The 12,741-nt window shown below is 62.1% G+C and carries 10 protein-coding genes; 9 read left to right on the top strand and 1 reads right to left on the bottom strand.

Annotated features, from left to right (window positions below; translation table 11 throughout):
• The first annotated feature begins 15 nt into the window (after nt 1-15).
• The 7 genes from A3E1_RS0108345 (at nt 16) to A3E1_RS0108310 (ending at nt 6,793) form a co-directional block, all read left to right on the top strand.
• The gene (locus A3E1_RS0108345) at nt 16-1,695 is read left to right on the top strand and encodes a GEVED domain-containing protein (protein ID WP_020520301.1); all 1,680 of its coding nucleotides are present in this window, start codon (nt 16-18) and stop codon (nt 1,693-1,695) included.
• 162 nt (nt 1,696-1,857) lie between these two features.
• Nucleotides 1,858-3,429 (top strand): glycoside hydrolase domain-containing protein, encoded by a 1,572-nt coding sequence (locus tag A3E1_RS0108340; RefSeq protein ID WP_020520300.1) that lies wholly within the window; start codon nt 1,858-1,860, stop codon nt 3,427-3,429.
• A 74-nt stretch (nt 3,430-3,503) separates the two neighbouring features.
• Nucleotides 3,504-4,142 (top strand): hypothetical protein, encoded by a 639-nt coding sequence (locus tag A3E1_RS0108335; protein WP_157631399.1) that lies wholly within the window; start codon nt 3,504-3,506, stop codon nt 4,140-4,142.
• On the top strand, nt 4,139-4,309 hold the full coding sequence (locus tag A3E1_RS47010; RefSeq protein ID WP_020520298.1) for a SigE family RNA polymerase sigma factor: 171 nt from the start codon (nt 4,139-4,141) through the stop codon (nt 4,307-4,309). Before A3E1_RS0108335 ends, A3E1_RS47010 begins: the two co-directional genes overlap by 4 nt.
• Nucleotides 4,310-4,365: 56 nt before the next feature.
• A complete protein-coding gene (locus A3E1_RS0108325) occupies nt 4,366-4,563 on the top strand; it encodes a hypothetical protein (RefSeq protein WP_020520297.1) in 198 nt (65 codons plus the stop codon).
• 492 nt (nt 4,564-5,055) lie between these two features.
• On the top strand, nt 5,056-5,640 hold the full coding sequence (locus A3E1_RS0108315; protein WP_211215891.1) for a DUF6414 family protein: 585 nt from the start codon (nt 5,056-5,058) through the stop codon (nt 5,638-5,640).
• Nucleotides 5,597-6,793, top strand: a complete 1,197-nt coding sequence (locus tag A3E1_RS0108310) for an AAA family ATPase (RefSeq protein WP_211215890.1) — start codon at nt 5,597-5,599, stop codon at nt 6,791-6,793. The genes A3E1_RS0108315 and A3E1_RS0108310 overlap by 44 nt, the downstream gene beginning before the upstream one ends.
• Nucleotides 6,794-6,967: 174 nt before the next feature.
• Here A3E1_RS0108310 and A3E1_RS0108305 read toward each other — a convergent pair whose 3' ends face one another.
• Nucleotides 6,968-7,750, bottom strand: a complete 783-nt coding sequence (locus tag A3E1_RS0108305; RefSeq protein WP_020520293.1) for a hypothetical protein — start codon at nt 7,748-7,750, stop codon at nt 6,968-6,970.
• 416 nt (nt 7,751-8,166) lie between these two features.
• Here A3E1_RS0108305 and A3E1_RS0108300 point away from each other — a divergent pair, with 416 nt between their 5' ends.
• Entirely contained in the window at nt 8,167-10,380 is a 2,214-nt protein-coding gene (locus A3E1_RS0108300; protein ID WP_026208224.1) for a WD40 repeat domain-containing protein, read from the top strand.
• A gap of 5 nt (nt 10,381-10,385) precedes the next feature.
• Nucleotides 10,386-12,647, top strand: coding sequence for a toll/interleukin-1 receptor domain-containing protein (locus A3E1_RS0108295; protein ID WP_020520291.1), 2,262 nt, complete (start codon nt 10,386-10,388; stop codon nt 12,645-12,647).
• Nucleotides 12,648-12,741 lie beyond the last annotated feature (94 nt).

Below are 12,741 nucleotides of genomic sequence, written 5' to 3'. Positions count from 1 at the left end.
GTCGTTACGCTCGGTGTGATTACCTTTGTCCACAAGCGACTGATCAGCCTGCCGCTGGCCATTGGAGCGCTGCTTTTGAGTGCAGCAGCGACCATTCCGCCAGCGGCAGCGCCGTTTCCGTCGTGCCCGAACCTGGGCTACATGTTCTCGTCAGCGTCTGGCAGCCAATCGACGCTGAGTTTCTATGACATCTCGAAGGCTTCCCTAGTACCCATCAAAGATCTTGTTCTTGGGTCTAATCCCATCGTGGTGAACGCGGCTGGGTATTCCAGCACTCAGAACGTTTTCTGGGGCACGCATGCGGTGAAGAACCCGCCGAAACCCGGTGAGGGACCGTTCCCTGACGAAATCGTGCGCGTGGACTCGCTTGGGAACACCGACTCGATCGGCGCGCCCGGAAACCTTGCCGCCCTTGGGCATTCAGACTATCTCGCGCTGGCTGGCACGGCTCAGGGCAACCGGTATTACGCGCACACGAAGCAGCCCGCCAACCACCTGTTCGTCATCGACATCGATCCCGCGAGCGCGACCCTGGGGCACATCCTCACCGACGTCACGCTTTCGCGGATTTCGCCGGGCAACCCGGACGCGATGCTGAACATCGGTGACTGGGACTACAACGATTCCGATGGTGGGCTCTACGGCGTAGAGCTTTCCGGCGGCAAACGCAAAGTGGTCAAAGTCGATTCGGCGAGCGGTGTGGTCACGGATGTGGCTGACCTGTCGGCGGATCTGCCCAACAGCGACAACTATGGCGCGGTGTTCATGGAGGACGGCACGGCCAACTTCTATGTCGGTGCCAATAACGCCAATATGAGCGGGCAGAGCAAGACCTTCATGGTGCGCCTCGACCTGACACCGCCGTTGGTGCAGCCACTCGGCTCGGCAGCTTCGTTGCGCATCAACGATGGCGCCGACTGTCTGCTCGCGACAGATTTTGGCGACGCTCCGGACACCTACCAGACCTCTTCCGCGGCAAAGGGTCCGGCACACGTGATGACGCAGGTCTTCGACAGCTCGCAACGATTCCACTTGGGAACGCTGGTGGATTCCGACATCGACGGGTTCCCGTCGGACACCTATGACAGCGATAACACCAACGTTCCCAGCGCCAACGACGAGGATGCGGTCCCGGCGGGAACCGTGCTCAACAGCAACGCGCCCAAGCTGACGGTGCCCGTAACCAACAACACGGGCAAGGCCGGTCTGTTGGCCGGATGGCTCGACCTTGATGGGGACGGCACGTTCAGCGCGGCCGAGCTGGCGACAGCGTCGGCGCCGGCGAACAACGGCACGGCAACGCTTTCATGGCCCGCTCGCAAGGCATCCCTTGCCCGCCAAGCGACTCCGGCTGCGCTGCGGCTGCGCTTGTATGCCGACGCGGAAGTCACGCCCGACAACACGACCTGGGTTGATGGCGGCGAAATCGAGGACCACCTCGTCGCGCTCGAACCCGGTGCCACACCACCGGCTGCGGGTGCTCCGCCAGTGGTTTCCCCGATCGTCGGCGATCCGCCCGCCGGATCGGCGCCCGGGGATCCCGGGACAGGTGTTTCGGGCTATGCCTACGACCCAGACACTGGTACTTGGCTGCCGCGCACGGGATCGCCAGTATTGCCGCTCGTCGGTCTCGGCGTGGTTGTCCTCGGGGCGGGAGCTCTGCTGCTTCGGCTGAGCCGGCGCCGACTGGTGTAAGAAATCGCTTGGTGGCGTGGAGAACCGTCCTGGTTCTCCACGCCACTTTTCTTTCCGCTGATCAATGCCTCGTCAAGCACTCTAGCGAGCGCGGTGAATGCATGGTAAGAATTCTCCAAACTAGTTACGACTTTGTGAAGGATTCTTACCGAGGAGGCTTGGATGAGAAAGATCCTGGCGGGTGTGGTCGGCCTCATGTCCGTGCTATACCTCGCTATCACTCCAGCTTCGGCGGCCACGGCACGGCTCATCGCGTACCAGGGATATCGGGTTGAAGTGCCCTTGACCTGGCGCGTTGTCGACTTGAGTGCCCACCCCGACGCCTGCGTTCGTTTTGATGAACCTGCTGTTTACCTGGGGCGCCCAGGCAATCAGGAGTCCTGTCCGTCCGACCTAAGAGGACGGACCGCGGGCCTGATCATCGAGCCGATGGCGGCGGAACGCCTGAGTCAGTCGACTTCGGACACAGCGCAGTTCCGGGCCGGCGGAGTTCTCGTCACCGCACACTTCACCCCAGACACCGAAGCCACCGTGCGCGGCTTGGTTGGAAAGACGGCGACTCCGGTCGCGGCTTCGCTTCCCGCGGCGGCGGCGGTCGCCCCGCAACCGGGCATCTACACCGGACGCGGCTTCGACACGTGTGCCGCGCCATCGCAGTCAACGATGAACGCGTGGCGCAACAGCTCGCCCTACCGTGCGATCGGCATCTACATCAGCGGAGGCAGCCGGTCTTGCTCGCAGCCCAACCTCACCGCGAGCTGGGTGACTAACCAGACCAACAACGGCTGGCGGCTGATCCCGATCGAGCTCGGCCGCCAAGCTCCTTGTGGCACAAGGACTCCGAAGATGTCCAGCGACCCGGCGACGGCGCGTTCACAGGGCATGACTTCGGCTTCTAGCGCGGTCAGCGCGGCTCAGGCGCTTGGCATTCCGCCAGGAAGCGCTATTTACAACGACATCGAGCACTACCCGTCCAACGCCTCGTGCCGGGCAGCCGTGCTGTCCTATCTGTCCGGCTGGACGCAACGTCTGCACGCGCTTGGCTACCTATCCGGCATGTACTCCAGCGGATCGTCCGGCATCACGGATGTGTGCAACGCTTACCACGACCCGCAATACACGCGGCTCGACCACCTGTGGATCGCGTGGTGGAACGGTGTGGCTGACACCGACGCGGGCTCCTACTGCCCCGATGACTACTACTCCAACCATCAGCGGCTGCACCAATACGCCGGGGACGTTGACGAAACCTGGGGCGGCGTAAGGGTTCACATCGATCGCAACTATCTCGACGTGTCCACGACGGTGGAAGAACCACCGCCGGGCTTCACGGAAATCGTTGACAACACAACGGCTGGGCGGTTCACGGCGAGCGCTAACTGGGGCACGTCAGCGTTCTCCGCACAGCGCTACGGCACGGACTATCGCTTCGCCAACCCGGTGTCGTCGAGCGATGTCGCCTGGTACAAGGTGGCGATCCCGGAAACAGACACCTATGAAGTGTCCGTCTGGTACCCGGCTAACTCCGGCTATAACGATGCGACGCCTTTCATCGTGGCCACGACATCGGGCAACCAGTCGGTGCTGGTGAACCAGCGCGTCAACGGCGGGCAGTGGGTCTCGCTGGGCGTCTTCACGCTGGCCGCAGGCGATGCGGACAGAGTTGGCGTCAGCCGCTGGACGAACGGCACCGGCTACGTCATCGCTGATGCGATCCGCATCACCAGAGTCTAAGAACGAGGGCCAGCCCCACCATCGCGGTGGGGCTGTGTCTTCCCTCTCTTGACGGGGGCGTCCATTATCAACTCGTGACGGATCATGCTCCTGTGCGTAAACCGGCGAAACCGAAGGCGGCGACTCGCAGGGTCGCGGCGCAACGCGGCATGGAGATTTCAGCGCGCGCGAGCGACGCCGACGTCAAGCGAGTGCTTGAGTGGGACGAGAAACCGGCCTCCCGGCCAACTATGGTGACCGGCGCCAAGTATCCCGGTTTTGATGAAGCCAAGGCGCAAACCTATGCGGCGAAGCCCGAAGAGAAGACCGCCACCATCGTCATCGAACCGCCGGAGCACGACACCGTTATCGATGTGCCGCAATGGGGCAAGGGTGCGACGCAAACCTTTACCGGGTCGTGGGTGCGGGTCCAGGAACCAGGCGACGCGGCAAAGCATTACGGCTCCGCGCTCGCCGAGTGGCTCGACATGCACGAGCGCATCGCGGGCACACAGGACAAGTGGCGCAAGGTCGTGTCGGTCGAGGCCTACCAAGCCGAGGGTGGCGAGAAGATTCGTACCGTCCTGGCCAGCGGCCTCGATGAGGTTGGCGTGCGCGGAAAGCCAAAGGCACGCACCGCTAAGGCCGGCCAGTGGATCGTGCGCCAGAAGAACGGCGAGGTCCAGATCGTCGACGACACGAAGTTTCGCCAGCTCTACAATTTTTCTCGGTGAAGCGCACCCAGCCCGGCGATGGGCCCGTGTCCCAGAGCATGACTTTGAGCTTCGAAGCGTTCTATCACGGGACGTCACCGCGGCTGTTGCGGTTCGCCTACGGGCTGACCGGCGATAGGGCACAGGCGGAAGACTTTGTGCAGGAGGACCTTCGGGCAATGATATAACGCCGGCCAACCTCAGCACCCGCGACGCGGCATGGATCGACTCTGCTCACTTGGTCATGCGTGCCAGATATGAGGACAGTGAGCTCAAGGTCCCGCCAGGGCAGCACTACACCTTGCTCGCCCTGACCATCATCTCTATCGAAACCGGCCAGGAGACCCTGCTGGGCCGTCGTGCCCTTCTGGGCGAGTGCGGCAGCGCTCAGGGTTTGTACATCTGCCCCGAACACGACGGCTTCATGATCCACAAGTATTAAGTGCCCGGGGCGGGGCACGCAAGAGATCCCAACGGCCTAATGGCCCGCCGCTGGGGCAGTTGATCATTCAGGAACGGGTGGTTCTTCACCGCGCCTAAACTCTGTTTGTCCTGGTCGGCCGCGTAGCTGTCGGCCAGGCTCATTCTGTTGTGGATGGTGCTGGACGAACCATAGCAGTGCCTCGGTGAAGGCCTTCTGCTGGATTCGCAGAAGCTCTGCCGCCGGTGGACCGTCAACGATCACGAACTCGAACCGGACCCTGATCTTCTTCGGGTTCGCTTCACCGGTGGCCTGTGTGGTCATCACGTCCCCCCTTTGTAGCAGTCCTGTTGCTTCTGTGCCTCCCTTGTGTGGCGGTCGTGGTCCGTCCTGATGACAGCGGCCGGTGCTGCTTCACCCCATCGAGGCACTATCGGGCCGTGGGGCGCGCCGTACGCATCTGGCAGCGCGGGCTGATGGGCGTCCGGTCACCTGGCTGCGAAGTTCAGCTGGTTGCCGTCCATCGGTGCTTCCGCGGAGACGGGTGCTGGTATCGATGTGTCCAGGGCCGGGAAGAGCATTCTCAGTAAAACGCTGTCTAACACAATCCTTACCGATTACCTTGCGCAGGTCGAAGGCGATGACCGGATCAGGCGGCTGCGCGGTCTGCGGGTGACAGCGTCAAAGGATTCGATGGCCTATATGAAGATGTACACGCCATACATGGTCATTGCGAAGACCGAGGAGTTGGGCGTCGATTTGGCCCGGCTGGATGAGGCACTTGAAAGTGCGAAGGGTTATTACGAACTCGTTGGCGAAGAAATGGCGACGGGTTCGAAGTGCGTGCTGCGTTTCAACTTCAGGGCATTCCGGAACAATTACGGACTGACCGACCTTGGCCGGATGCGGCTTGTCTTTCACGGCATCCTTGTTGGGAGCACTACTGAAGACGGGCTTGGCATGCAGGCCGAGATGTCCGGCGGCACCAATGCGGAACCTGTAACTGCATTGGAACTGCTAGACGGCCCCGGCGCGGTGGCCGAAACGTTCCTTGATGTGTACGACGTACTTTTGGCGGGCGTCGAACATGCCGGGTGACACCAAGGTCACCGTCTACTGCGGGCCGCTGTCCTGGTTTGAGGAGCAGCTCGGAAAGCAGGCGGACGAAAGCCTCCTGGACATCGTCTACGCGCGTGACGAAGCCCGCCGCCTTTTCAAGATCATCGCCCCTGCGCATAACGAGAGCGAACTAGACGATCTGCAGCCAAAACGGCCCAAGCGCATGGTCGCGCAGTCGAGCGACTATGCGAGTCTCAGCGAGCACGTGATCACCAACTTTGCAGGGCTGATTCGTTCCATCAACCCGAAGCACGTACATCTGCACAACCCACCGGCCCACGCACTGGCGCAGTTGCAACGGGCTTTCCCCGCCACCGTCCTAAAGCGGTATGAATATCCCGCGGTGACTAGAGAGACGCTCATACACTTCCGTGACGGCTTCGCTGACCACCTCGTCGGGCAGGCGACAGTGATGCAAAAACTCCTCGCAGCGCTGTACCCGCTAACCACAGCACGACAAGCCAAGCCCGTCGTGCTGATGTTTTACGGTCCCTCCGGCGTCGGCAAAACCGAGACCGCCCAGTTCATCAATGGGCTCCTCGGCGGCACACTCATGCGCAAACAGTTCTCCATGTTCCACAATGACAAGTTCGCTTCATACCTGTTCGGCGGGACACATTCCGAGCCGTCGTTCGCCCACGACCTTCTGGACCGCGAATCCGGCGTCATCCTGATCGACGAGTTCGACAAGGCAAACCCCGTCTTCCACAGCGCCTTTTACCAGCTTTTCGACAGTGGCATCTTCGAAGATAAGAACTACAGCGTGCACCTCGGTCCGTCGCTGATCATCTGCACCTCCAATTACGGTTCGGAGAAGGAAATCCGCGACGCGTTCGGCGACGCGCTCTACTCCCGGTTCGACTCCCTAATTGGCTTCCAGCCACTTTCCCGCGACGAGATCATTCGGGTAATTGACAAACTAGCCGAGGACCGCTTCGTCAAGCTCACGCAAGACGAGGAAAAACAGCTGGACCTCGGCGATCTCAAGAGCCTCTTGTACCCGCTCGCTGACAAGTCCTCCAACGTCCGCAAACTCGGGAAAACCGTGGATGAGCTCATCTCGCTAATTCTCGTCAGATCACTTCTCGACGAACCGCAGTCAACCGGAGTGGCTTCCACCAACGCCGGTTAAAGACTGTCCTATTTGGTGAGTCTTCGGTAGCTGATCAGGACACCTGCGAGTTCGGTCAGGTACAGGTGTCACTCGTATCTGCGCCTCCCATGATCGCTGGTACGGCATGTGATGCAAGGTAGACGGCTACAGGTTGGCTATTCGTGCCCCTAACCTACTGGCCGCCGCCTTTTCTTATGGCCTCCACTGCTGGATGGCCGCTTCAACAGCGTGCCTAGGGAAGCCCGCTTCGCCTAGGTTGCAGATCCAAATGGCTTTCTTGTTGGGGCGAAAGGCCGACATGGTCGGCTCTGTGGTTAACAGCAATGACCCGGCACGGGGAAAGGCGATCAACCATTTGCCGCTGCCCCAGTAAGACCGGACCTCTATATTGGTGATCTCGCTCCAGGGCACGATCATGGGAGTTCTTCTGCCCTTGGTGAACGTCACGGCCTCACCCGTGAACTCTAGCGTCCTGCGGCTGCTCCTCACCAGGACGAGTGCCGTAATAGCGCAGGGCAGGAAGATTATCGTCAATCCGAGCCCGACGGGCCAGGGATAACTTTCGTAGAGACTCGGACCTTTTTCAGCTGCGTCGAAGAACCCTTTGTCTGCTGCGCCAGGGCCGGGAATCCAGCATGTGAGGGCAAGCAGCACCATGAGTGCACCCATCACCCAAAGAGTCTGATATAGGCGACGACGGTGCTGCTGACTGGTGTCGAGCGTTGTGCCGAGCACTCGCGACTCGCCTTGGACCGGCCGCAGTTCGACCTCGACCTTCCCCTCGCTGGCTTCGACCGTGGCTCCTGCTGCGTGTCTGTAGGCCTGAGTAGCGAGGAACAGCCCTAGCGCGATGGTGCCAAGCCATACCCATGGCGCCCAGCTGGGAGGGATCTTCACCGAGTTTGTAGCCAGGTTGCCGACGAGGGCGAACAATATAGGAAAGATCGCCCCAGCACTCCAGAGCAGTCGCCGCATCTATCGTGTCCCGGATCGTCGCGTGGCGTGGTCAGCAATATTTTGCGCGCGCATGTGGCGCTAAGTGCTGATGGGAACCAGACGTTAGCAGAACTCGTGGTTCAGGGAAATGCCGCCATTTGCCTGGCGTCCAGATTGACCAACGGGTAAGTGCTACTTGAAACATCGGCTGGAAGGGCAGTTCAATCGTAGATGCTCGGGCGCTTCAGATGAATTTATGCCGGATTAGGCCCGGCGGGTACGTATCCCCCGAAGGACGTGAGTGAATTCAATTTGAGCGTGGGTCCTCTGACAACGGCGACAGCAAATGTGTGGGAGTGCAGACGCAAACCAACGCTGGCGTGAGGCCAACCATCTAGAGAGATTTGCATGATTGATTGAGTCGCGGCGCTAGGTCCCGGCTCCAAAATGGTCACGTGGCCAAACCCCGGGACAGCCGAAGCAACACCGTTTTGGTAACCCTCGTCCATCATCCGGCCGATTCACCAGCCGCGACTGAGCTCGCCACACGTCTCGCGCAGGCAGGGGTGGGCGTACGCGGTGATGGTAGGTCCGAAAAGGACCTGCAAGTAGTGCTGCTATCTCTGCAGGCGCTGACTGACCCCGACTGGATAGCACAGGTGCGCCGTGGTGGCCCGATCGTCGCGGTGCGGCTGGAGGCAGTGAGCGCGGGGGACGTGGGACGGCCCCTCACCGAAAACGAACAGCTGAATCTCGCGCGTCTATTCGAGATTAACCAGGTTACCTGGCTGCCCGGCGATCCCGGGCCGGAAGGCGGCATCGGGGCGATCCTTGCGGGCATTGCCTTTGACCGGGCCGAGTACACGCTGGAGCGGCAGTTCGCCGAAGCGGTGCACGCTTGGAAGAGCGACCTGGCCGATGAGAGCCGTCTGATTGATGACCTGCGCCTCGTTCACGAGATGCGCCACCTCATGCGGGGCTTCACCCAGCTGCAGTGGCACCGATGGGATTTGCAGCCCTGGCCGGCCCAGCAGTTCATCGAGGCATCACTGCGAAAGGCGCGCAAACGGTCTCGTCGCAGGCTGCTTTGGGGTACGGGAGCCGTGATCGCCGCTGTCCTTGCCATTTGCACTGCCGTAAATTTGGTACCGCGACTGGCCCAGCGCGAGCTGGATAACCGGGCGGCTATCGCCACGATCGGTGACCCGGAGCTGCTAAAGGAGATTCCTGATTGGAGCGCGGCGCAGGCTGCCTCGCTGCTCCTGCACGGCAGTGTGGCACAGCAGGAATTGGCTCGCCGAACCCTTCGGGAAGCCCTTGCGCTGCCTTGGAGCGTCGGCACTATCTACACCTATCCGGATGCCAGCTCGTATGTGCTGCTTAATGGAGGGCGGCAAGCGGCGGTGATCTACCGAGAGGGGGCAGCGAGTTCGTTCGCGTTGCTGCAGATGCCTGCCGGGGAAGTGCTGTGGGCCAAACCGTTGCCAGCGCTTTACCTTCAGCTTGCGGCGTCACCGGACGGAAGTATGGCGCTTGCCGTCGGTGCGGCTGGAGCGGTAAGCATCGACATCGGCACCAGAGAGGTCAAACCTGTCAGCGATAAGCGGTTGAGCCAGGCCCGTTTAGCGAATCGCGACGTCGGGTTCGCGATCAGTTTTGACAACGCGGTGATCAGACTCGACCTACAGAGCGGCACCGCTGCGGCGTTAGGGACGTTCGCGTCTGTTGCTGACCTGACGGTCACCGAAACGGGTGCGGTGCTTGTCTTGGCGGAAACGGCCGATCGTCAGATCGTTTTGGTAAACGATGGTGTGCGGGTGCTGACCGTGCCTTCGGGCGCGCTGCGCGCGGTTGGTGGGGGTATCTCGCCGGATGGCCGCCAGGTAATGGTTCCAGGAGCTGATGGCCAGTACTGGGTTGCCGCAGCCGGAGCACCGTTGCGGCCGACGGGCATCGTGGTCCCGTACCTGCCACGAAGTCTCATTTGGACGACTGGCGACCGCGTAGTAATCCTCAGCTCCGATCGCCGCGGTGAGGTCTTCTACCTGCCTGGTGCTATCCCGCTAGGCACTGTCTGCAAAGACATGATCCGCCCAGCCAGAATTTTGGTGTACCCGGAGGCAGCTCTCGTGAGCTGTGTCAGTGATGGGCTACATAGCGTTTGGCGGTTACCTGAAGCGCCGGTGGCCGTGGCGGTGCCCGCCGGGTCGGCTAAGGCTGGCGTGTCGGCTAGGGCCGACGGCCGGACGGTCGTGATCTCGGCGTCCGGGTCCATTCCGGAGACGACGATGACGGGGTTCAAGGGCGAGGTGACCGCGGTGGCAGTACGAGGTGACGGCACACAGATCGTTGCGGGTGACTCCTGGGGCAATGTCGCGATCATCGAGAAAGGCACCAGTGAGTGGACCGTGGTGGTGCCCTGGGCGGTGCCTGGCGGGGCGGCGGTGACGGCCGTCGGGTGGGGCGACGGGCCACTCGTGGCTACGGCGGCCGGGCACACGTGGCGGGCGCCCGAATGTGACGGGTGCGCGACGGACGAGGGCCTGCTACGGACATTTCGGGAGCGATTCGACCGCTGCTTCACTTCACGGCAACTGTCGTATATAGACATAGAGACTCGCGATAGTCTCGGTATTCGTGTCTGTGGCGCTTCGCTTGGCAGGGAGTGAGGGGAATGCAGCACGTTTTCATTTCATACAGCCGCAAGGAACGGCCGTGGGTCATACGGCTCAAGACGGAGCTCGAGGCCCGTCACGTTCCTGTTTGGATCGATGAGGACGATATCCCGCCCACGATTGAGTGGAAAGTCAAAATCCTCGAGGAAATCGAAGCCGCCACAGCGGTTTTCGCTTGCCGGTCGGTGGCGTTCGACGCTTCGGATGAGTGCCAGTCCGAGGTTAAACACGCGCGCCAGTTCGGCACTCGGGTGCTGGAGTGTTACGTCGGCGAGGACCCAGCCGCTGCCGCGGACCGGTTGCTCGAAGTGCTTGTCGTGGAAGGGAATGAGGGTCAGCTTACGCTCGACGACGTGCACAGGGCGGGCCGCATCGAGCTTCGGCGAGCCGCAAGGGACTGGCAGCAGAGCGGCCGTCGGAGGCGAGGGCTTGCCAGCAGAGCCAGGCGCCGGGTGATGGTGCGCGGGCTTCGGCTTCCGCCGCAGGCCGAGCCTTATGAGCTGGATTATCTGCGTGATAGCCGCTCCCGCACGAGACGCCGCGCGGCGATGGCAATGGCCGCAGTCGTGCTGGTCATTGGCGGATTCGGTTTGTCTTCGTGGTATGCGGCACGCAATGTGGCGGTGGGATACGCGAACGAGGTGCAGGCAGCCACCTATTTGGAGGAACGTGCCCGGCAGGACGAGATCTCTAAAAGTATCTACCAAGGCCTGTTCCTGGCAGCCAAACTAGGCGATGACGAGTCGGCCGCCAACGCCAGCGTCATCACCAGAGCGCTGGCTCACCGCGTACCAGATGATGCTTTTAAAGTTGATTCTTCTGCTGGCGATATTCGCTTTGCCAAGCGTCCTATAGCCACCGACATCGTTGTGACCGACAGTGCCGGAAAGTCATGGACACGGCCGACGACCCAGGATGTGCGTGCGGCTACTGCCATAGGCTCGGTGGCCGTAGAACACCAGCAGCCCTGGCCAGCAGAACTGACGCTAGGCCCACTCAGCCAAACCGGCACAGTCCTGGTCAACAGATCGGGCCAGCTCTGGCGCACAGTCCATTTCACTGTCCCGCCGGTGGCCATCCAGCTGTCACCAGACGGCCGGCTCCTAGCAGCCGCCGCCGGATCCGGAGTGCAGGTGGCCGACTTGAGCACCGGTGTCGTGCGGTTCGGCCTGCGCGGGGCTCCCGGCGCCCTCGTGGATGTCGCGTGGAGCACGGACTCTTCACGCGTGTGGGCACTGGGCACCCGCTGGGCGGTCACGTGGCGGCTCAGCGATGCCACCACGTTGCGCAACGATCCGGCCGAGTCTTACACCGCCCTGCTGCCGTCGGCGGACCCGCGCATGTGGTGGGTGGTTGGCCAGAGCGGTCTGAAGAAGCTCGACACCACCGACGGAAACGTAACGGCGACGCGCACTGTGCCCGATGCACTCAGGCTCGGTGGCGGAGCCAGCGATGGTTCGGTCGCGGCCGTGACAGGCGAGCGACTCTGGGTCGTTCCGCTGGTGGAGGACGGACCAGCCAAACCAGTTGACGCGCCAGGATGCCGGTTTGGCCGCCCGGTTTTCGTGAACCCGGCAACGTTCTACCTCCCATGTCTCGACGGCGACCTACTGACGGTCAGCGTGGCTCAGGCTGCGGTCACCGGCCGGCTCAGTGACATCGCCGGGCTCGCGAGCGCTGCCATCATCCCCGGAACCGAGGTCCTCCTTGCGGGGAACCGTTACGGCGACATGTTTCTTGTTGCGGGTAGGTCGGTGCAGCGCTTGGGCGGCACCAGTTGTGGTACCGGCGCAAACCGCATCGCCTTGGCTCCCAACGGAAAGACCATCGTCGTGGTAGGACAAGGCTCCGGTGTGGGAACCTGCGGCACCATGTGGCATCTCACCGGGGCCGACCCAGCACAGGCGCCATCCTGGACCTGGCAGGCGATTGCCGAGCCCGAGCACCGGTCAATAGTGGGCACTTCTGCCGCGTTGAACCTCAACGGGGACGCCTTCGCGACGGCTTATTCCAACGGGACCGTCATCTTGCACGCCACGGCGAACCTGACCCCGGCGGTGGTTGTGGGGACTGCGGTTGGTGCCGTCCGTGATCTGGCAACCACCACTGACGGCCACCTGCTCATCGTGACGTCGGAGGGGATGGTGCAGCGAACTCCGTTCTGCGATGGCTGCGTCACCAACGCCGCGCTGGCGAAAGAAGCCGCTGCCCGGCTGGAGCGTGCCTTCGCTCTGGATCTTGCCACCCGAGTCGGCTCATAACCAGTGACAGCCGCGATGATCGCAAAAGCCAGCCATCTCTGCCGGTCGGGACCACGCGGTTCGCGCACTGCCACCTATCTGCGGGCACAAACGG

This window comes from Catelliglobosispora koreensis DSM 44566 (assembly GCF_000379685.1).
GTDB lineage: Bacteria > Actinomycetota > Actinomycetes > Mycobacteriales > Micromonosporaceae > Catelliglobosispora > Catelliglobosispora koreensis.
The sequence above is the reverse complement of the archived record's forward strand: the minus strand, read 5'-3'. Positions and strand labels throughout refer to the sequence as shown.

Excerpts from the sequence above, each read along its gene's own strand:
- A3E1_RS0108295 (WP_020520291.1), top strand. The coding sequence starts at position 10,386 with ATGCAGCACGTTTTCATTTCATACAGCCGCAAGGAACGGCCGTGGGTC.
- A3E1_RS0108305 (WP_020520293.1), bottom strand. The coding sequence starts at position 7,750 with ATGCGGCGACTGCTCTGGAGTGCTGGGGCGATCTTTCCTATATTGTTC.
- A3E1_RS0108310 (WP_211215890.1), top strand. The coding sequence starts at position 5,597 with ATGTGTACGACGTACTTTTGGCGGGCGTCGAACATGCCGGGTGACACC.
- A3E1_RS0108325 (WP_020520297.1), top strand. The coding sequence starts at position 4,366 with ATGCGTGCCAGATATGAGGACAGTGAGCTCAAGGTCCCGCCAGGGCAG.
- A3E1_RS0108340 (WP_020520300.1), top strand. The coding sequence starts at position 1,858 with ATGAGAAAGATCCTGGCGGGTGTGGTCGGCCTCATGTCCGTGCTATAC.